Source organism: Paramesorhizobium salinisoli (assembly GCF_003335045.1).
GTDB classification, from domain to species: Bacteria; Pseudomonadota; Alphaproteobacteria; order Rhizobiales; family Rhizobiaceae; genus Paramesorhizobium; species Paramesorhizobium salinisoli.
Genome location: NZ_QOZG01000005.1, coordinates 230,507 through 249,643, shown reverse-complemented (window position 1 = coordinate 249,643; position 19,137 = coordinate 230,507). Strand labels below are relative to the sequence as shown.

The window sequence follows — 19,137 nt, the reverse complement described above, 5'->3', positions numbered from 1 at the left end:
CGATTATGTCCAAATGTTCCTGTACCGCCCGATGTGGCTAATGCTGTCCTAAGCTGCAGCCTTCCCGGCCACGCTTGCCGCCGTTTTCCCCGTGACTTTCAATGCGAAGGCATAATTATGGGCGACCTCCTCAAGCCGTGAGAAACGCCCCGAAGCGCCGGCATGGCCTGCATCCATGTTGATGCGGAACAGGACAGGGTTTTCGTCCGTCTTCAACGCCCTGAGCTTGGCAACCCACTTCGCCGGTTCCCAATAGGTAACGCGCGGGTCGGTCAGGCCGGCTGCGGCCAGGATAGGCGGATAGGCTTTCGCGCTGACATTGGAATAGGGGCAATAGGAGGCGATATAGCGATAGTCCGCTTCCGAAATAATGGGATTTCCCCATTCCGGCCATTCGAGCGGCGTCAGCGGCAGGGTTTCGTCAAGGATAGTGTTGAGCACATCGACAAAAGGCACCTCGGCGATGATTCCGCCGAAAGCCTGCGGCGCCATATTGGCGATCGCGCCCATCAGCAGGCCGCCGGCCGAGCCGCCATGCGCGACGATGCGGTCATGCCCAGTGAATTTCTCGGCGACCAGATGTTCGGCCACAGCGATGAAATCGGTGAACGTGTTGATCTTCTTGTCGCGCTTGCCATTTTCATACCAGGCAAAACCCTTGTCCTTGCCGCCGCGGATATGGGCGATGGCATAGACGAAGCCGCGATCGACGAGGGAAAGGCAACCGGTGTTGAAACTCGCCGGCATGGTCATGCCATAGGAGCCATAGCCATAGAGCAGGCAGGGCGCCGTGCCGTCGAGCGGCGTATCCCTGCGATAGAGGATCGAGACGGGGACGAGCTCGCCATCCCGCGCCGGTGCCAGAAGCCGTCTCGTCACGTAATCCTCGGGATTGTGCCCGGAGGGAACATCCTGCGTCTTGAGGAGCGTGCGCTCGCGGGTACGCATATTGTAATCGTATTCCTGAGCCGGTGTCGTCATCGAGGAATAGGAGAAACGGATGACGTCCGTATCGTATTCGGCACTTCCCATGAGCCCCAGCGAATAGGCCTCTTCGTCGAAATCGATGGCGTGTTCTTCACCCGTCCTGCGATTGCGGATGAGGATGCGCGGCAAACCCTGGTCACGCTCCAGCCAGACGAGAAAATCGCGATAGGCCGAATGGTTGAGGATGATCGTTCCGGGCTTTTCCGGCACCACTTCCGTCCAGTTTTCACGTTCTGGCGCATCGACGGGCGCGCTCATGATCTTGAAATCTTTTGCGCCATCGATGTTGGTCAGGATGAAGAAGACGTCCCCGCCTTCGGTAAGGTTGTATTCCACACCGGTTTCGCGCTTGCTCACCAGCCTCGGCTTGGCCGTGGGATCGTTCGCCGGAATGATCCACTCCTCCGACGTTTCGTGATCGCCGATAGCGATAAAGATGAAATCGTCGAGAATGCTGCCGCCGACGCTCATGAAGAAGCCGGGATCCGTTTCCTCATAGATCAGCCGGTCATCCTGCTGGGCCGCGCCTATTTTGTGATAAAAGAGCTTCGAGGGGCGATGATTGTCGTCGACGCGGGTGTAGAAGAAGCCTTCACCCGCCGCATCCCATATGCCCCCGCCGCTGGTATCGGTAATCTCATCGCCGAGATCCGTCAGCGTGGCGATATCGCGAACTCTGAGCGAATAGAATTCCGAACCCTTGTCGTCAAAACCCCAGATGAGCCGTTTATGATCCGGCGAATGATCGGCGGAGGCGAGGCGGAAATAGGCCTTGCCCTCAGCTTCCAGGTCGCCATCGAGCAGCATGGTTTCCTTGCCACCGTCGCGCGCCGTGCGGAAGAAGCGCGGCTGCTCGCCACCCGTCTTGAACGATGTGCCGTAGGCATAGGGCCCGTCCTTGTAGGGAACGGAGGAATCGTCTTCCTTTATCCGCCCCTTCATTTCCGCAAAAAGCGTCGCCCGCAGCGCCTCCGTATCCTCCATCAGGGCAGACTGATAAGCGTTCTCCGCATCCAGATGCTTGCGGATATCAGGATCGAGAACGGCAGGGTCTTTGAAAACCTCCTGCCAGTTCGCCGCACGCAGCCAGGCGTAATCGTCTGTGCGGGTAACGCCATGGTTGATAAAGGTTTCAGGCTTCTTCGCGGCGACAGGATGAGGCAGATCCGGGAAAACGGAAGATTTTGTCATCATAATTCCATGAGATGAAACAACCGGTCGCCCCATGACGGATGTCCGAGCAGGGCCACGGGCGGAGCCGAATGGCTAGGATATCAATCCTCGTCGAATACCAATGCATGGCCGTTCATGCAATAGCGCAGGCCCGAGGGCGGCGGCCCGTCGGGAAAGACATGGCCGAGATGAGCATCGCAATCGGCACAGCGGATTTCCGTGCGGACCATGCCATAGGCACGGTCTTCGAATGCGTTGACGGCCTCGGGCTCGATAGGCTCGAAGAAACTCGGCCATCCCGTACCCGATTCATATTTGGCTTCGGAACGATACAGCGGCTTTCCGCAGCAGACGCACTTGTAGGTGCCTTTCAACTTGCTGTCGAAATTCGGACTGGAAAACGCGCGCTCGGTGCCGTGCTGGCGGGTGATCTGATACTGCTCCGGTGTCAACTGCTCGCGCCACTCCGCATCGGTCTTGATCACTTTCAACGGCTTTGCAGGTGGCTCGCCCAAAGTCCGGGTTGTACTCATGGGATTTTCCTTTCGTGAAGCAGTTGCCGTCGATATCCCCACTATCTAGGTCCTGACGATAGCTTCGGCAACTGCGGCTTCAATCATCGTTACCAGCCGTTTTTCGAGCGCCTCGTCGTCGAACATTTTGAGGAAAGCCGATTATTTTGATGAAAATGATTCGAATTATTTTAGGCTGCCAGAAATTTGACTTAATGCTCCGCTTTTTTATGAAAGCTACATTGAACGTCTGAGGCTCCGTCCGGCCGCTGGTATGGATTGACTTTAGAATATGTAAAATAGAGACGCGTTCAAATATTGCAGCAACTTGTAGGATGTATTTTACTGCTATGGCGCGTATTGTGATTTAGTTGTACAATCAAAAATGTGTATTTTCGTATATTAAATATTAGAAACAAATGGCAAATTAGAGTATAAAGTAATTGACAGATCGAGTTCCCTTGGCGATATGGTCGCCTCGCGCGGGATGGGCTAGGCACAGCCAAATAAACGATCTGTTGCCAGCATATGAAGAGTGGATGCCCTTGCGGAAATATCTCAGATATTGGCCTAGGGCGTATAAAGAGGGAAGATTGATGGAACATCTTAATGTTAACGATTCTGCCGAGGACGTGCTCCTTGGACTGACGGCGGAGGTTGTCGCTGCCTATGTGAGCAACAACTCCATTCGTGCAGGCGAATTGCCTGCATTGATCTCTGAAGTCCATGCTGCTTTCGGTCGCGTTGGAGTTCGAGAAGAAGCAATACCGGTTGTCGAGAAGCCAAAACCTGCCGTTAATCCTAAGCGGTCCGTTTCAGATGATTACATCATCTGCCTCGAGGATGGTAAGAAGTTCAAATCGCTCAAGCGCCATCTGATGACGCACTACGGTATGACGCCTGAACAGTACCGCGAAAAATGGGATCTCGACCCGAGCTACCCCATGGTTGCGCCGAATTATGCGGCTGCCCGTTCGCAGTTGGCGAAGAAGATGGGTCTCGGCCGTAAGCGCAAGCGCGTCTGATCGCCACTGATCGCGGCCTGATCGCGGCCTGATTGCGATTGACTGTGGTAGGACCGGGCCTCCCGGTCTTCCCCTTGTGTTACTGCTTAGTTTCCTTGGTCGGAATGGGTTCAAGGTTAATTATGCATCTTTTGGTGTAGAGCGTCTTGTTGCGTCCAGCCGGATGCAAGGCGCTTGATGGTGTGGTTGCAAAAAGAAACGGCGTCTCGACGCCGTTTTTTCTTTTTTAAAGCTATGCCTCCACGTGCGCGGCCACCCCTGTAGAGCCCTTCACTTTCTCGAGCGCTTGTTTGAGCGCGATGTGGCGATTGAGGTCATAGCTCCAATGGCCGCGTATTCCTTTTATCCGTTCCCGCTGGATCAGGCGGCCCAGCCGGCGGATCGCTGCGGCCTTCTCCTGTGGCTGGGCGACGAGCAATGCGTCGAAATCAATGCCGCATAAAATCTGTAGCGCCGCCCGTTGCATGGCTTCCCCGCGCCGCTCTTCCTTTGACGCCAGAAAAGCCCGGCTTTCCATTGCGAGATGATCACTGATCATGATGTCCGTCCGTTGTTGAGGGACAATCAGTCTCATTCCGCTGGGGAAGGTGGGGATAAAATTCCTATAACTTTCCACGGCGGCGCGCTGAAAGCGGGAAAACTTCCGTTGCAGCAATGCTTTAGACCGGGATATGCGGAGCCTCCGGAAAACTTATCCACGCAATTGCCAAGTCTACTATAAGAAGATATTCCTAATTTAAGTAAGGGGAAAAAGAATGTCTTCGGTCTTATCAGGTGTGGTCCGCACGCAATCCGAGGCTGTCGACGCGCTGGTCGCCTTGGCCGTGAAGCATGGCCGCTGTGTGGTGATCGACAAGCCTTCATTGGTCGAGAAGAGCAATCGCAGGAAGTTGCCCCGTAGCCGGATGATCGAGGCCTGCGATGCCTTTATCGATATTCTGGCTGCATTTTTTGGTGTTCCCGGCAGTGAATTGCGATCTTGCGACCGGTGCAGGCGCGAGGTCGCAAGGGTACGGCAGATCGGCATGTATGTTGCGCATACGCTGTTCGGCATGACGATGACGGAGGTGGCGCAAGGCTTCGGCCGCGATCGCTCCACGGTGATGCATGCCTGTCATCTGATCGAGGATGCGCGTGAAGACAAGGATTTCGACGCTATCCTCGTCGCCTTCGAACGCCTGTCCGCCGCGACCTTCCTCGGCGAGGGGAGGGCGGGATGATGGAACGCAAAGCTGTCGGCCGTGTTCTCCGCTTCCTGACAAAGACGAATGCAACCTTGAGAATGGCGTCGCTGCCGGACCAGGTGCTGCTGGAAAGCACCGAACACGGCAGCATTTCCACCAGGCAGTCGCTTTTGCGGGTCATGCAGCAGGCGGGATTGATCGCTTTGCAGGGCGAGACAGTGGCGCTGACGAACCATGGTCGCGAACTGGCGCGCAGTGCGGCAGCACCGATGGAAGCCCCGGAGTTAGGCCGGGATATGGAACGGGATCTGGAGAACGCTGTGGTCGAGGCCGATGGCGAACAAAGGCTTGTCCTTGTCAATCATGCCGAGTCGCCGCTCGGCCAGCTTCAGCGGCGCAAGGCGGCGGACGGGAAGCCGTTTCTGACAGCGGATGAGTTTGCCGCAGGCGAGCGCCTCAGATCCGATTTCACCCGTGGGAACCTGATGCCGCGCATGGGCGCCAACTGGGAAACAGGCGTCGCCGGGCGCAACCGGTCATCCGCAAACGGTACGGCGGAACTCACCGACGCGGCCATGGCCTCGCGCTTCCGTGTCGAAAAGGCCCTCGACGCCGTGGGACCCGAACTGTCGGGCGTATTGATCGATATTTGCTGTTTCCTGAAAGGGCTGGAAACCGTTGAGCGGGAACGTCGATGGCCCGCGCGCTCGGCAAAACTGCTGCTCAAGGCGGCGCTGGGTGCGCTCGACCGGCATTATCGCGCGCAAGGCGGACGCTCGAAACCGGGACGCCAGGGCATCGTTCAATGGGGAGCGGCCGATTATCGACCTTCGATAGAGCGATCCTGCGGCTAGAACAGGACTTGGGGCAGGATGCCTCCTGCTCCGGAGGGCTGAGAAAAGCTCAGTGTCTGGCAATAGCCGAGTCGGCGATCAGAACGGCCTGGGCCTCGCTACGGATGCGCCGGATCATCGCGCGCAAGCCATTCGACCGCTGCGGCGTCAAATGTTCGTCGAGGCCGAGCGTCTTCAGGATGTTGTCTGGATCGATGGCGAGGATTTCCGATGCTCTGCGGCCCGAATAGAGCGTCAGCACGATGGCGACGAGGCCGCGCACGATATGCGCATCGGAATCGCCGAGGAAAATCATTTCCGGATCTTCACCTTCGCCGATTTCAGTCTTGAGCCACACCTGGCTGACGCAGCCCTGCACCTTGTGCGCCGCATCGCGGGCATCCTCGGGATAGGGTTTGAGATCACGGCCGAGATCGATCACATAGCGATAGCGGTCTTCCCAATCGTCAAGGACGTCGAAGTCAGTGATGATGTCATCGAAGGTCTGTGTCATGCGCACTTATATAGCGATTGGCAGTGGCCTCGTCACGGGTAGAAGGACAATTTCCCTTGAGGTCTCGCCTGGAAAAAAGAAGCCGCGCACGAGCAGACATGTGTGCGGCTTGCCGGGTTTGGCAGTTGGAGGCTCAGTTCTTCTGCTTCACGGTTCCGGTATGTACGCCATCGGTTTTCCCAATGGCGGTCTGACGCGATACGGGGACTGGAATGGAAATGCTCTCGGCATTTTTCAGCGTTTCCGGGATTTTTGTCTGGATATTTTTGATCGCTGAAGACACCGCCTTGGCGGCCGGTTTACCGCCGGGCATCACATCTTGATATTCCTGAGCCAGATACTCCTGAGCCAGATACTCCTGAGCAAGCCGCGCACCGTCCTTGGCCTGCATGCCGAGGCTGGAGAGCACGGCTTTCCCTGTCTCGCAGATGCTTGCATTGCGCGTGCAGAAGGAGCCGAGCTCATCAACGGTTTTTCCCGCCGCGAAGAAAGCTTCGAGCGGCCCGGTCTTCGTCTCGCCGTCGCCGGACGGGATCTTATGCGCGGCGCTGTCTCCAACCGCGACTGCGGGAGTGACGGCGGCCTGTTCGGCCCGTTCGGCCTTGTCGGTGCCGACTGCCAGTTTGGCAAGCGGCGTATGCGGGAGAACCAGAAAAGCCAGCGTCAGCCAGAAGGCGGTCTTTATAAGAAAGCGCATAACTCCTGCCCTTATTCCCAGTCTGTTTTTGTCTGCAACCGATGTGCAGCAGCGTCATGCTATCACCATGACAGGCAGACAAAAAAATCCGATTGAAGGCACAAGGCAAATTTGATTCGAATTTGAATGAAATTTTCAACGATTTGTCAGCACCTGTGGCAATCGACAGGAAAAATGGCCATCTCGCCGTAAGACGGCCGCATTTGGACAAGCCGTGGACAACGCTCTGTTTACCATACGCTGAAAAGCAGATGCCTGTCCGCCCGAATATGTGTTGTGAATGAGATCGAGGGAGAGCCTTTATCCTTTCCTTAAAGCCTGGGCGGCAATCTGGCGGCTATAAAGCCTGAGGGGCATTCACTGTGACATCAGCAAGATGTGACGGTGGAACCTGAAGCGCGAAACGCATGTAGTGAGTACGGCCCGGTGCACGCCATTCTTCTGAAAACATTCGAATCCGCAGGTGCCCATGCACTGGGCTATGCGCAAGGCTGCGCCAGGATGTTCGACGGTTACTGCCAGCGCTGGGTTCCGGCGGGAAAATTGGCGGATACGGCGGCAAACAAGCGCATGATTGCCGCCTTCTGTGCGATGCCGTTTGCGCTGGTCGCGGCTTTTGTGGCGAGCGGCACGATCTCCGGAGGCCTTGAAGCTGCGCTTGCGACAGCGATCTTCACCGGCGTTGCGATGATCCTGTGCGCGCTGTGCTCGCTGGGCGCCCGTCCCGGGCTCGTCGGCATCGCGGGTATCGCCATCTATGGAGCAGGGCTCGGCCTTGCCGGCTTTGGGGCCTCGCCCGCCAATCCCGTCCTGTGGACGATGGCGGCCGCCATTGGCTTCGAAAGCTGGTTTGTCGGTCGCACCGGCCGCAGCGCTGCAATCGGCGTCGGCACAGGCCTCCTGGTGCTCGCCGTCCTGGCGGCCGATGCGTCGCCCTTTGCACCGCCCGTTTCCCCGGCAATGACGGCTTTGCTGACCATATTCTATATCGGATCGCTGCTGGCGCGGGCGATGCACATTGCACGTTCCACGGTGGGCGGTATCAGCCCGTCGGTTTCCGGCGACGTCGAGAACGCGGTTGACGGCATGGTGATCCGCCTGTCGCCGGACGGCTTCGTCCGTTCGCTTTCGCACAAGGCGCCCGAGCATTTCGGCGTTCCCCGCCAGGTGATGATCGGCACCCAGTTTCTCGACCGGGTGCATATTTCCGACCGCGTGCATTATCTGGGCTTCCTGGCCGACCTCCGCATGCCTGAAGCAAAGCGCTCCACAAGCATGGAAGTGCGCCTGCGCCGTGTCGATAATGAACTTGGCGCCCATTCGATTGTTTTTCGCCCTTTCCGGCTCGATGCGGTCGCCGTCAGGGAAAATGGCGCGCTGCAGGGCTACACGATGATCGCGCGCGACATTTCGGATGAGGTAGCCTCGCGTGAGGAATTGCACCGGGCAAAGGCGGCTGCGGAAGGCGTTCAGATTTCCAAGAACCGCTTTCTGGCTTCCGTCAGCCACGAGCTGCGCACGCCGCTCAACTCGATCATCGGCTTTTCCGATGTGCTGCTGCATGAAATGATGTGCCGTTTCGAAAACGAGAAGCAGCGCGAATATGTCGATCTCATCCACCGTTCAGGGACGCATCTTCTGGATGTGGTGAACGCCATTCTCGAAATGTCCAAGATCGAGTCCGGCACCTATCGCATTTTCCCCGAAGCCTTTGCCTTCAGTGATGCGATCAACATGTGCAACGGCGTGATGGGGCATCAAGCCGCACAAAAGGGGGTGGTCCTGTGCGACCGTCTCAATGCCGGCGTCGCCGAGCTGGTCGCCGACCGGTGCGCGGTCCAGCAGATCCTGATCAATCTCGTCTCCAATGCGGTGAAATTCACCGACAAGGGCGGTTGTGTCACGATCGATGCAGCTGTGGAACAGGTGAAGGATCTGCGCATGCTGGTCTTCTCCGTGGCGGATACCGGCATCGGCATGGCCGCCGACGATCTCACCCGCCTTTGCCAGCCCTTCACCCAGCTCGACAATGCCTATACCCGCGCTCATGAGGGAACCGGCCTCGGTCTCTCCCTGGTCAAGGGACTGGTCGATCTGCATGAAGGCATGATGGAAATCGCCAGCCGGCCGGGCGAGGGGACTGTCGTCACGGTCCGGCTGCCACTGGATGGGCCGAGCGCCTATCGTTTGCAGGAACAGAAGGAAAAAGCAGGAACGGTGGTCGATATCCACCGCATTCAGGCAGAGAGGCGTTATGACAGCCAAGAAAACGAACAGGAAGGAGAGGCCTATGCGCAAACCCGTAAAACGGCGTAGCATGGGCCGCCGCATCGTCGATGCGCTGTTCGCTACCGTATCTGCAATGGCCATCGCGGCAGGCGACGCCATTGCGCGCAACCCGGTTGCAACGGGCGGCGCGACCGCCTTCCTTGTCACGCTCGGTTTCGTCTCCGCCAATGCGCTCTGGTATCAGCCGCAGGCGCATGGCGGCGTGTTCTTCAAGACGCGGCCGGATCTCGTATACAAGGCGGCACCGCATCCCGAAAACGCCATCCAGACGCTGACGCCCCCGACGCCGAAACCTGCGCCGCCCATGCCGGAAAAGCAGGCCTGGTCCGAGCCGTCGCGACCGGCAGATCCGGATATGGAAGAGGCATTGCAACCCGCTGTCGAGACGGGTGAATTGCCTGTGCCCGCAGCGCAGCTTGCCCAGGGCGGCGATCCCGAAATTGCGCAGCTGCAGCAAAAGCTTGCAGCGCTGGGCTTTTATGAAGGTGCGGTCGACGGCCTGCCGGGCCCGCAGACGCGCAAGGCGCTGGACACCTGGCGCGCGGTGCAGGAGAAGGCCGGCATTCGAACCGCTTCTGCATCCGGCAACGCCGACGAAATTGCCCAAGCAATTGCCACCGCCATCCCCGGAACACGGCCGAAGCGGCAGGAAAGCGGCATCGACCGCACGATGACCACAGCTGTCGCCATGCCGCGCGCGCCAGCCCCAGGCAGGCCGCAACCGGAACCCCAGAGCACCGTTTCCTCCCAGGAGATCGTGCGGGTCCAGGCGGGCCTCAAGGCCTTTGGCAATGATCTGATCACCGTCGACGGCGTGCCGGGCAAGACCACTCAGGACGCTATCCGCGAATTCCAGAAGCTTTTCCGGCTCAAGGTAACGGGGCAGGTCGATGCAGAACTCCTCGCCAAGATGCGTGAAATCGGCCTGATAAGCTGATGGGGCGTTCCATTTGCGCCTGACATCGGATTTCTGGATTTCAGCTCTCATACGCCGGGTAAACGGCACAGGCGGCTTCGCCTGTCTCGCGCGGCGCGGTTCCTCCGATGCCGGGGCGATCTTTATCAAGATGCGCAAGGCCGACGGTTCTTACGACCTCTACGGTCCGGCGCCGCAAACCGCCTATGAGTCCGGCAAGCCGGATGAGCGCGTCTTCACCCTCGTCGGGCAGGATTTGCCCGAGGGGGAAGCCGATGAAAAACTACGCAAGGAAGCGCGTTTCGACCCGGATCTATGGCTGGTTGAAATCGAGGGCTATGCCGGCGAAGCGCTGTTTCCGATCTCGGACGATTGATGCCGGCAGGGCAGAGGGGGCGCTGTCCCGCCAGCGTTTCCGCTTCAATCTCGATAACGCCAGCGATTCCATCCGGACAGGAACCGCGCGGAAAATTCAGCGCACGGCCTTCAGTGGCGTACCATGATCGCTGTTGGCGGCGTCCAGTATGGGATCTTCATCGGCAACGGCCATTTCGCGCAATTTCTGCCGCAACAGGGCAGTCATTTCGCCGGCTTTCCAGCGCCGCACGATGGCGAGCGCCGTTTCACGCTCGATGGAGCGGTAGAAATACACGAAATCCCGTAGCGCATCCTTGTCGCCATGGATGGTGCCAAGCACCGCCGTCAGGATCAGATAGCTGTCCTGTGCGGATAGCCCCAATGCCCTGAGCGCGATGGGCAGCTGCGAATCCGGCCATTTGCCGATGATGAGCTGCGCATGCTCGAAGGTCACGCTGAGCGTATCGGCGAGAAGGTTGCGGAAGAATATCGGATCGATGAGAAGCGCCGTATCGATCAGATGATCGGCTGCCGCCGATGGGGCCCGGACCTCTCCGGCCAGTCGGCGTTCCACAGCCGGATTAGGGGCCAAATGATGGGGTGTGGTCTCGCGCATGATTGTGCGCAGAGAATCGTGCGTTTTACGCGCTGCGTCAGAAACAGGGGCCGGGGGTGAGGATTCTACCCTCAGGCTCGAATCCTTATGCGCCTCGGCGCGCGCCAAATGCCGCCTGACCGCCATTGACCGGTCGATGGCGGGGTCGGCGAAGCTTTCCAGGAGGCTCTCCACGATCGGATCGACCTGCTGGCGTCGGGCGATAGCGCGGGCATGTCCCAGCCCTTGCCTGCCGATGATATCGACGAGGTCGGTCGATGTCAGGACGGTCGAGCGCAGAAGCAGCGGCGCTGCGATTTCGACCGCCTCGCTGCAGAGCGCCAGGACGAGCTTGCGCGGCGCATTGTCCAGTTGCGACAGCACGGCGGCGGCATGACGCTTGCCGCGCGGCGTCGCATTTTCGAGAAGCGGCAACGCCAGATCTTCGAGTTGCTGGATTTCATTTTTCGCCGGACGCGTAAGGGCGGTGAAGGCGGTGACGGCCGCGGAAATGAGATCGTCAGCCTTGCCGCCGCTGGCCTTTCCGCTGCCGGACAGGGTTTCCAGGGCGCGGAACTGTTCGTTTGTCACGCGGGGTACTCCGGATAAATCGCAAGCAACACAACAGGTTTGAAGAGCAGGATGACCGGCTCTGTTGCGCAATCTAGCGGAGAAGCCTTAGCAAGCTGTTAACCATGGAGCGGCCCGTGATGTTTAAGCCGATGCTTACATCGGCAGCGAACGGCAATCCGCCTCGCTCAGGAAATTGCGCACCGATGGTTGCCAGCTCTGGTCCGGCGTAAAACCGCGTATCACCACGAAACCCTCGCCGATATCCTTCTCCACCAGAATGGATTGCGCGACAGCTTCCGGCAGGTCTTTCTTGAGATCCACCATCTGCACCGGATTGGCGACGACAAGATCGAGCTTGCCGTCGGTGGAGGTGCGATCGTTGAAGCTGTAGAGGTTTTCTCCCCTGCGATTATAGATCGACACCGACCAGAAGGGCACATTGCCCGCTGCGGTCACATGCACCGGGCCGTCCAGGAGATTGAAACGGCATGCGGCCTCCTGAAAGAGCGGATCATGAGCGCCGCCGCGTCCGTCCTTCTCCGTCTCGAGAACATGAAAGCGATAGGGATTGCCATAGGTCGATATCCGCGACCACGCATTGCGGTCCGAATAGACGGGAACAAGCAACAGCACGGCAATGTGGACGATTCCCGCGCCGATCAGGCCGATCATCAGCGCATAGATCAGCCTGCCGATGATCGGCTTACCCATGGCAGCCGCCCTCCACGAGACTTGCCCCGGGCATCACCAGATCGGAAAGCCCGGAGGAACTGGCGACCGGCGTGTCGTAGAAGGTCATCACCAGGACGAAGGGACCGGACCCCGAAACCGGCAGCCAATTGCCGGGCTGGGCCTGCGGCGAGACCGTGATGACAAAGCTCCCGTCTTCGGCACGCAGGATCTGGCGCGAATGGATGGCCGGCAGCATGTCCGGTTGCGGGGGCAGGGGATGCAGCGACGCATCGGCGCCATAAAGCGTCCAGAAGCGGGCGGGCGGCGTCTTGCCGGTAATGCGATAGGTGCAGTTGCGATCAAGCAGCCGGCCCTGCGTATCGCGGCTGGCATGGAAGATCAGGCCTTCCGCCGCCCCGAGCGCAAGCGTCCCGTCCCTGGCGCCGCGCGCCTTGGCATAAGGGTCGGAATCCGGCGTGCCCGCCGCCGGAAAAGCGCTCCACTGTCCGACATCGAGCGCGCCGAAACCCTCGAAGCGATCGAGCGCATACTGCACGCTGCCCGCACCGCCGCCGATGGCGATGGCGAGAATCAGGCTTGTGAGGAAAATGGTGCGAAGCATGGGGCTAAAGGATTTCAATTTTAACTGGAATCGCTGGCGGAACAGTGCCCCCCTCTGGCCTGCCAGCCATCTCCCCCGCAAGGGGGGAGATTACGCTTTCATGGAGGTTTGGCAAAAATCGCAAATGTTTCGGAACGGACGGGGAGGGTCGTATCGGCCAATCTCCCCCCTCGCGGGGGAGATGTCCGGCAGGACAGAAGGGGGCGCTTAGCGTTTCCATCGAAACAGGAAACATTCTGATTTCACACGTTGCATAAAAATTTTTGCGCTGTGAAAGCATCATCACTCAAAGAGCCGAAAGCCTTGTGCGCTCGGTGGGAGCGGACAGGGGCGGGGCGGTCTTGAAGCGTTCGTTCAGTTCCCGCAGCGCTTTTGTCGTTCCGCTGGAGAGGGCGCGGGGCCGCTCGACCAGGCTTTCGCCTTCCTCCGGCGCAGCCTTGTCCTTCGCCCCCTTGCCGGAGGCAACCTTAGCCGGTGCAGGGAAGGGAGAATCGATCCCGGGAATAGGCTTGAGGTCGATGTTCTGATGGGCGTAGTTCATCATCCGCTGCCAAGTCATCGCCGGCAGAATGCCGCCGGTCAGGTCCTTCGTCGGCGCGAAGCTGTCATTGCCGTACCAGACCGCTGCCGTGTAATTGCCGGTGAAGCCGACGAACCATGCGTCGCGATAGCTCTGCGTCGTGCCGGTCTTGCCGGCCACGCGCGTCATGGGCAATGCCGCGCGCCGCCCGGTGCCCCATTCGGGAACCTGCACCAGCATGGAGTTCATTTCGCTGGCCGCCTTTTCCGAGAGGACACGATGCGGCTTCTCGCCATCCCGGCTCCAGTCCCACAGCACGTCGCCGCGCTGGTTCATGATCTGCGTGAAGGCATGACGTGTTCCGGCGAAGCCGCCGCTGGCGAAGACGTTATAGCCGGTCGCCTGATCCATCACCGTCATCCCCGAAGTGCCGAGCACCATGGTCTTGTGCGAGGATATGGGCGATTCGACACCCATGGCCTTGGTCAGCGCGACGATGGGCGCGGTCGTCAGATAGTCCTTGGCCAGCCGCACCGGAACCGTATTCAGCGATTTGACCAGCGCGGTCGTCAGATCGACCCTGCCGGCGTAGCTGCGCCCGTAATTGCGCGGCGACCAGTTGCCCCAGCTGATCGGCCCGTCCGAGACGACGCTTTTCGGCGTCATGCCCTTTTCCATGGCCGCCGCATAGACATAGGGCTTGAATGATGAACCCGCCTGACGCTGCGCCTTTGTGGCGCGATTGAACTGGCTTTCGCCATAGTCGCGCCCGCCGACGAGACCGCGCACCCCGCCGTCATTCGTCAGGACGACCGCCGCCGCCTGGGAAACCTGATATTCCTTGCCATATTGGCGCAGATGAAACTCGACGGCTTCCTCCGCGGCTTTCTGCAGATTGCGGTCGAGCGTAGTGCGCACGATGAGCGAATGCTGAGGCATGTCGCCGGCGACCTTCTTCACCTCGTCGAACGCCCAATCGAGGAAATAATCCGGGCTTTCGTCCTGGCCGCGATCGACGACATCAGCCGGGTTGCGTCGGGCCGCGACGACCTGTCCCTCGGTCATCAGGCCGCTCTGAACCATGTTGGAGAGGACGACATTGGCGCGGGCGCGGGCAGCGGGCAGGTTGACATGCGGCGCGAATTTGGCCGGCGCCTTGAACAGTCCCGCCAGCATCGCCGCTTCGGCGAGCGAGACGTCCTTGACGCTCTTGCCGAAATAGAATTCCGATGCCGCCGCTATGCCGAACGTGCCGCCGCCCATATAGGCGCGGTCGAGATAGAGCTGCAGGATTTCCTTCTTGCTCATGTTGACTTCCAGCCACAGGGCCAGGAAAGCCTCCTTGACCTTGCGCTCGATGGTGCGCTCGTTGGACAGGAACAGGTTCTTCGCCAATTGCTGCGTGATCGTCGATCCGCCCTGGACGACCGTGTTGGCGCGCACATTCTCCGTCATAGCGCGGGTGAGGCCGAGAAAATCGATGCCGATATGGTCGAAGAAGCGGCGGTCCTCCGTTCCAAGAACCGCCTTGATCACATGGTCCGGCAATTCGTCGATGGGAACCGCATCGCGATGGATGATGCCGCGCTGGCCAATCTCGTTGCCGTAGCGGTCAAGGAAGGTGACGGCGAAATCGTCCTGCGCACGCCAGTCCTTGCGCGTTTCCTGGAAGGCGGGCAACGCCAGCGCCAGAAGAAGCACTGAGCCGCCGACACCGAGGGTAAAGCCTTCGTCGAGCAATTCCACGACAAAACGGCGAAACCCGCGCACCCGGAAACGCCGGAAGAAGATGGTCGTGTTTTCCCAGAATTCGGCAAGCGCGAAACGCAGATTATAGAGCGCGCTGTCGATCCAGGCATCGATGCCGATCAGCCGCGGGCTGCGGAACGGCTTGCGCCGTCCGGGCGATGTTTTTGGCTTTTCGCTCAATGCCGCCTCTTCGCTCTGTTCGTGGACGACACCGTTTCAAACGCGCCGATGAAGTATACCCACCACAAACGAATTCTGTAGCATTTACACCAAAACGGCAAGCACGCAGAGGGGATATGGTAACCATTCCCCCGCGCCTGTCTCTCCGCCGCCACTATCAAGACAATATCCGGAATAGGAAAATAATCCTTGACAGCGTGACGGTGCTTTGCTAGGTTTCAGTTATCGTCACAAAATTGTATCCGGCAGCGGAGAGCGGGGCTTGAATGGCCTTGGCTGTAGAGCTGCGCGGTTTTCACGCTTGAGCGAAACCGCCACGCCCTCCTCTGGCTTGTCAGCCAATCTCCCCCTCGAGGGGGAGATGCCCGACAGGGCAGAGGGGTTGTCCCGCCAAGGCTATAAGGGAAGACCACCATGCCAACCCCTCCCAGCAGTGTAGCAATCGAGCGTACCCGCGTGGGCTATCGGCTCACTTCCAAATACGGCGTCCCTCATGCCAACATCGCCTTTCTCCTGGGTATGAAGGAAAAAAACTATCTGACTCGTCTGCGCCAGTTGGGGATCAACCCCAATGGGGATGCAGCGAGGCTTCCCGGCATGGAAGAGATTCTGGCCAATATCCGCGCCGAGCTGATGCGGCTGACCGAAGGTGGCAAGGTGCCAGATAAGGGTGCGATCGATGCGCTGGTCTCGCTGGCTCGCGCTCTGAAAGCGGTGATCGATCTGGAACGCGAGAGTACTGCGCGGCCGGTCACTGATGCCGATCCCGTGCCGGTCAAGCCGGAAGAACTGCGCGAGGCTCTGGCTCGCATCGACAGGAGGATCAACGAACTTGCAGATCTCCGGGCAGCCGAAATTATCCGACGTTGGCCTGAACGGCAAAACGAGCGGCCATTTGAAGGGCGAACTGGCGATAGCGCTGACCAGGGAGTGGTTTCACCAGGGGCGTGACGCCCAGCAGCCGCCGATGATGCCCTGGCGCACCTGGCTCGTCATGGGCGGGCGCGGTTCGGGCAAGACCCGCGCCGGCGCCGAGTGGACCGCTGGAATGGCGCTAGGGCTCCCGACCATTGCCTCGGAGACATGCGGCCATATCGCGCTGGTCGGCGAAACGCTCGCCGATGTGCGCGAAGTCATGGTGGAAGGGCCGTCGGGCATTCTGTCCGTCTCGCGATGCGGCCGCCCCCGGCTTGAGACGACACGGCGGCGGCTCCTCTGGGAGAGCGGCGCGGTGGCGTCTTTCTTTTCCTCCGAGGATCCAGACAGCCTGCGCGGGCCGCAATTCGATGCGGCGTGGTGCGACGAGCTTGCCAAGTGGAAACATCCGCAGGAGACATGGGACATGCTGCAGTTCGGTCTGAGGCTGGGGCGGTCTCCGCGCCAGATCGTGACGACCACGCCGCGTCCGGTCGCTCTGCTCCGCATGCTGCTCGCCGACAGATCCATCCCCGTGACGCGGATGCGAACGGCGGAGAATGCGGGCCATCTCGCGCCGGGTTTCATGGGCATGATCGAAAGCCGCTATGCCGGCTCGCGGCTTGGCCGGCAGGAACTCGATGGCGAGTTGATCGAGGATCGCGCCGATGCGCTCTGGTCGCGCGCGTCGATCGAAGGGCTCGTCTGTAAGACGGTTCCGCCATTGAGGCGCGTTGTCGTCGCCGTCGATCCGCCGGCAAGTGCGGGGAAGAATTCCGACGCCTGCGGCATCGTCGCGGCGGGCGTCGATCACGACGGTTTCGGCTGGGTGCTGGCCGATGAAACGCTTTCCCAGGCAAAGCCCTATCAATGGGCGCGCCGGGCTATCGCGCTTTATCACCGCCTCGAGGCGGATATGATCATTGCCGAAGTCAACCAGGGCGGCGACATGGTGGCGGCGGTGATATCAGCCGAAGATCATGCGGTTCCCGTTCGCCCTGTCCGCGCGATGCGCGGCAAATGGCTTCGCGCCGAACCGGTGGCAGCGCTCTACGAGCAGGGCCGTATCCGCCACGCCGGGCGTTTTCCGGCGCTCGAAGATGAAATGTGCGATTTCGCACCGGGCGGGCTTTCGTCCGGCCGCTCGCCCGACCGCCTCGACGCGCTGGTCTGGGCGCTCAACGAACTGATGCTCGGCAGGGACAAGGTGCCGAGGATCAGGCGGATGGAATAGTTGGACGCTTCTGTTTTGATGAAGCGTTTGTGTTCTCACCCCCCTCTGCCCTGCCGGGCATCTCCCCCACAAGGGGGGAGATCAGGCCTTCATCGGTGTACGGCACCAATCGCAAACGCCGCAGGATGAGAGCCGAAAATCATGTCAGCTAATCTCCCTCCTTGTGGGGGAGATGCCCGGCAGGGCAGAGGGGGGTATTCCGGCCCCCCAAACTTCGAAATTTCCCTTTAAAAGCAAGGAAAATCCCATGCCTGTATCATGGCCGTGGCGCAGGCGCGCCGTGAGTGCTTCCGCGCGCGAAGCAAAGGCCGCCACAGGCTTCGTGGCATTGCACGTGGAGCGAAGCGCATCGTGGATCGCGCGCGATTATCCCACGCTGGCCCGCGAAGGCTTCATGCGCAATCCGATCGTCCATCGCACGGTCCGCATGATCGCCGAGGCGGCGAGCACGGTGCCGTGGCTGCTTTATGAGGGCTCGACCGAACACGAGGCGCATCCGCTGCTCGATCTGCTGGCCAGGCCCCGGCGAGGATCGAACGGCACCACCTTCTTCGAGATGCTCTACGGCCATCTGCTTCTCTCGGGCAATGCCTATGTCGAGCGTGTCGATACGGGAAGCGGCGCGCGTGAACTGCATCTTCTGCGCCCCGAGCGCGTCACCGTCGAGACGGATGCGGAGGGATGGCCGCAGGCGTTGGCCTATCGTTGCGGAGCGGACAAGCGCATCGTGCCGCTCGACGGTCCGGCGGGCAGTTCGGCGCTGCATCTGAGCCTCTTTCATCCGCTGGACGATCACTATGGTTTCGCCCCGCTCGAAGCGGCGCTGATGGCGCTCGATATTCACAATGCGGCGGGCGCCTGGAACAAGGCGCTGCTCGATAATTCCGCGCGGCCTTCCGGCGCTCTGGTCTACGCGCCGAAGGATGGCGGCAATCTGACGGAGGAGCAGTTCGCAAGGCTGAAAGCCGAGCTCGAGGACGGCTATACCGGTGCGGCGGGGGCAGGGCGTCCGCTGCTTCTCGAAGGTGGGCTCGACTGGAAGGCGATGGGGCTTTCCCCGCGCGACATGGATTTCATCGAGGCGAAGAATGCCGCAAGCCGCGATATCGCGCTTGCTTTCGGCGTGCCGCCCATGCTGCTCGGCATCCCCGGCGACAACACCTATGCCAATTACGCCGAGGCGAACCGCGCCTTCTACCGGCTGACGGTGCTGCCCCTGATCGCCCGCACCGCCAAGGCTTTTGGCAACTGGCTCGGGCCGCTCTATGGCGGCGATCTGCGGCTGGACCATGATTACGACCGCATCGAGGGGCTTTCGGCCGAGCGGGACGCGCTTTGGCAGCGCATTTCCAATGCCTCCTTCCTGACCGACGACGAGAAGCGGCAGGCGGTGGGGTATTAGTGACGAAACGTTGGCGGGACAGCGCCCCCCTCTGGGCTGCCGCCCATCTCCCCCGCAAGGAGGGAGATTAGCTTTCATCAATGACGACGCTCATTCTGCAACGCCGGCGAATGGCTGATCTCCCTCCTTGCGAGGGAGATGTCCGGCAGGACAGAGGGGGGCGCCTCGAACCACCGATAAACCACGGA

General features: G+C 60.1%; 18 protein-coding genes. 9 read left to right on the top strand and 9 right to left on the bottom strand.

What is annotated here, in order from left to right:
* Window positions 1-48: 48 nt before the first annotated feature.
* Together DUT91_RS13475 and msrB are read right to left on the bottom strand one after the other, a co-directional pair.
* Window positions 49-2,178 carry a S9 family peptidase gene (locus tag DUT91_RS13475; protein WP_114440917.1) on the bottom strand — a complete coding sequence of 710 codons (2,130 nt, stop codon included), beginning with the start codon at window positions 2,176-2,178 and terminating at the stop codon, window positions 49-51.
* An 83-nt stretch (window positions 2,179-2,261) separates the two neighbouring features.
* A complete protein-coding gene (gene msrB, locus DUT91_RS13470) occupies window positions 2,262-2,693 on the bottom strand; it encodes a peptide-methionine (R)-S-oxide reductase MsrB (protein WP_114440916.1) in 432 nt (143 codons plus the stop codon).
* Window positions 2,694-3,268: 575 nt separating this feature from the next.
* On the opposite strand from msrB, the gene DUT91_RS13465 reads away from it, so the two are divergent.
* Window positions 3,269-3,697 carry a Ros/MucR family transcriptional regulator gene (locus DUT91_RS13465; protein ID WP_114440915.1) on the top strand — a complete coding sequence of 143 codons (429 nt, stop codon included), beginning with the start codon at window positions 3,269-3,271 and terminating at the stop codon, window positions 3,695-3,697.
* 232 nt (window positions 3,698-3,929) lie between these two features.
* Here DUT91_RS13465 and DUT91_RS13460 read toward each other — a convergent pair whose 3' ends face one another.
* The gene (locus DUT91_RS13460) at window positions 3,930-4,235 is read right to left on the bottom strand and encodes a cytoplasmic protein (RefSeq protein WP_114441203.1); all 306 of its coding nucleotides are present in this window, start codon (window positions 4,233-4,235) and stop codon (window positions 3,930-3,932) included.
* A 217-nt stretch (window positions 4,236-4,452) separates the two neighbouring features.
* On the opposite strand from DUT91_RS13460, the gene DUT91_RS13455 reads away from it, so the two are divergent.
* Both DUT91_RS13455 and DUT91_RS13450 read left to right on the top strand, forming a co-directional pair.
* On the top strand, window positions 4,453-4,917 hold the full coding sequence (locus DUT91_RS13455; RefSeq protein WP_114440914.1) for a helix-turn-helix domain-containing protein: 465 nt from the start codon (window positions 4,453-4,455) through the stop codon (window positions 4,915-4,917).
* The gene (locus DUT91_RS13450; RefSeq protein WP_245419711.1) at window positions 4,914-5,735 is read left to right on the top strand and encodes a DUF6456 domain-containing protein; all 822 of its coding nucleotides are present in this window, start codon (window positions 4,914-4,916) and stop codon (window positions 5,733-5,735) included. The genes DUT91_RS13455 and DUT91_RS13450 overlap by 4 nt, the downstream gene beginning before the upstream one ends.
* A gap of 49 nt (window positions 5,736-5,784) precedes the next feature.
* Here DUT91_RS13450 and DUT91_RS13445 read toward each other — a convergent pair whose 3' ends face one another.
* Complete coding sequence (locus DUT91_RS13445) at window positions 5,785-6,228, bottom strand: SufE family protein (protein ID WP_114440913.1); 444 nt, start codon at window positions 6,226-6,228, stop codon at window positions 5,785-5,787.
* 133 nt (window positions 6,229-6,361) lie between these two features.
* On the bottom strand, window positions 6,362-6,925 hold the full coding sequence (locus tag DUT91_RS13440) for a DUF5330 domain-containing protein (protein ID WP_114440912.1): 564 nt from the start codon (window positions 6,923-6,925) through the stop codon (window positions 6,362-6,364).
* Between the two features lie 426 nt (window positions 6,926-7,351).
* On the opposite strand from DUT91_RS13440, the gene DUT91_RS13435 reads away from it, so the two are divergent.
* The 3 genes from DUT91_RS13435 to DUT91_RS13425 are packed head-to-tail and all read left to right on the top strand — an operon-like array spanning window position 7,352 to window position 10,506.
* Window positions 7,352-9,241, top strand: coding sequence for a PAS domain-containing sensor histidine kinase (locus DUT91_RS13435; RefSeq protein ID WP_114440911.1), 1,890 nt, complete (start codon window positions 7,352-7,354; stop codon window positions 9,239-9,241).
* Window positions 9,216-10,151 (top strand): peptidoglycan-binding domain-containing protein, encoded by a 936-nt coding sequence (locus tag DUT91_RS13430; RefSeq protein ID WP_114440910.1) that lies wholly within the window; start codon window positions 9,216-9,218, stop codon window positions 10,149-10,151. The genes DUT91_RS13435 and DUT91_RS13430 overlap by 26 nt, the downstream gene beginning before the upstream one ends.
* A gap of 13 nt (window positions 10,152-10,164) precedes the next feature.
* Window positions 10,165-10,506 carry a DUF1491 family protein gene (locus DUT91_RS13425; RefSeq protein WP_114440909.1) on the top strand — a complete coding sequence of 114 codons (342 nt, stop codon included), beginning with the start codon at window positions 10,165-10,167 and terminating at the stop codon, window positions 10,504-10,506.
* 96 nt (window positions 10,507-10,602) lie between these two features.
* On the opposite strand, the gene DUT91_RS13420 is transcribed toward DUT91_RS13425, so the two are convergent.
* The 4 genes from DUT91_RS13420 to DUT91_RS13400 form a co-directional block, all read right to left on the bottom strand.
* Window positions 10,603-11,673, bottom strand: coding sequence for a DUF2336 domain-containing protein (locus tag DUT91_RS13420; protein WP_114440908.1), 1,071 nt, complete (start codon window positions 11,671-11,673; stop codon window positions 10,603-10,605).
* Window positions 11,674-11,808: 135 nt separating this feature from the next.
* The gene (locus tag DUT91_RS13415) at window positions 11,809-12,351 is read right to left on the bottom strand and encodes a DUF1254 domain-containing protein (RefSeq protein WP_114441200.1); all 543 of its coding nucleotides are present in this window, start codon (window positions 12,349-12,351) and stop codon (window positions 11,809-11,811) included.
* Window positions 12,352-12,358: 7 nt separating this feature from the next.
* Window positions 12,359-12,949 carry a DUF1214 domain-containing protein gene (locus DUT91_RS13410; RefSeq protein ID WP_114440907.1) on the bottom strand — a complete coding sequence of 197 codons (591 nt, stop codon included), beginning with the start codon at window positions 12,947-12,949 and terminating at the stop codon, window positions 12,359-12,361.
* Window positions 12,950-13,235: 286 nt separating this feature from the next.
* Window positions 13,236-15,398 carry a transglycosylase domain-containing protein gene (locus tag DUT91_RS13400; RefSeq protein ID WP_114440906.1) on the bottom strand — a complete coding sequence of 721 codons (2,163 nt, stop codon included), beginning with the start codon at window positions 15,396-15,398 and terminating at the stop codon, window positions 13,236-13,238.
* Between the two features lie 456 nt (window positions 15,399-15,854).
* Here DUT91_RS13400 and DUT91_RS13395 point away from each other — a divergent pair, with 456 nt between their 5' ends.
* From DUT91_RS13395 to DUT91_RS13380, 3 genes are all read left to right on the top strand, one after another.
* The gene (locus DUT91_RS13395) at window positions 15,855-16,349 is read left to right on the top strand and encodes a hypothetical protein (protein WP_147272184.1); all 495 of its coding nucleotides are present in this window, start codon (window positions 15,855-15,857) and stop codon (window positions 16,347-16,349) included.
* Between the two features lie 16 nt (window positions 16,350-16,365).
* The gene (locus tag DUT91_RS13390) at window positions 16,366-17,547 is read left to right on the top strand and encodes a DNA-packaging protein (RefSeq protein ID WP_245419730.1); all 1,182 of its coding nucleotides are present in this window, start codon (window positions 16,366-16,368) and stop codon (window positions 17,545-17,547) included.
* 247 nt (window positions 17,548-17,794) lie between these two features.
* Window positions 17,795-18,949, top strand: a complete 1,155-nt coding sequence (locus tag DUT91_RS13380; protein WP_114440904.1) for a phage portal protein — start codon at window positions 17,795-17,797, stop codon at window positions 18,947-18,949.
* Window positions 18,950-19,137 lie beyond the last annotated feature (188 nt).

Coding starts and splice junctions, on each gene's coding strand:
- DUT91_RS13475 (WP_114440917.1), bottom strand. CDS start 2,178: ATGACAAAATCTTCCGTTTTCCCGGATCTGCCTCATCCTGTCGCCGCG.
- msrB (WP_114440916.1), bottom strand. CDS start 2,693: ATGAGTACAACCCGGACTTTGGGCGAGCCACCTGCAAAGCCGTTGAAA.
- DUT91_RS13465 (WP_114440915.1), top strand. CDS start 3,269: ATGGAACATCTTAATGTTAACGATTCTGCCGAGGACGTGCTCCTTGGA.
- DUT91_RS13460 (WP_114441203.1), bottom strand. CDS start 4,235: ATGATCAGTGATCATCTCGCAATGGAAAGCCGGGCTTTTCTGGCGTCA.
- DUT91_RS13455 (WP_114440914.1), top strand. CDS start 4,453: ATGTCTTCGGTCTTATCAGGTGTGGTCCGCACGCAATCCGAGGCTGTC.
- DUT91_RS13450 (WP_245419711.1), top strand. CDS start 4,914: ATGATGGAACGCAAAGCTGTCGGCCGTGTTCTCCGCTTCCTGACAAAG.
- DUT91_RS13445 (WP_114440913.1), bottom strand. CDS start 6,228: ATGACACAGACCTTCGATGACATCATCACTGACTTCGACGTCCTTGAC.
- DUT91_RS13440 (WP_114440912.1), bottom strand. CDS start 6,925: ATGCGCTTTCTTATAAAGACCGCCTTCTGGCTGACGCTGGCTTTTCTG.
- DUT91_RS13430 (WP_114440910.1), top strand. CDS start 9,216: ATGCGCAAACCCGTAAAACGGCGTAGCATGGGCCGCCGCATCGTCGAT.
- DUT91_RS13410 (WP_114440907.1), bottom strand. CDS start 12,949: ATGCTTCGCACCATTTTCCTCACAAGCCTGATTCTCGCCATCGCCATC.
- DUT91_RS13390 (WP_245419730.1), top strand. CDS start 16,366: ATGATGCCCTGGCGCACCTGGCTCGTCATGGGCGGGCGCGGTTCGGGC.
- DUT91_RS13380 (WP_114440904.1), top strand. CDS start 17,795: ATGCCTGTATCATGGCCGTGGCGCAGGCGCGCCGTGAGTGCTTCCGCG.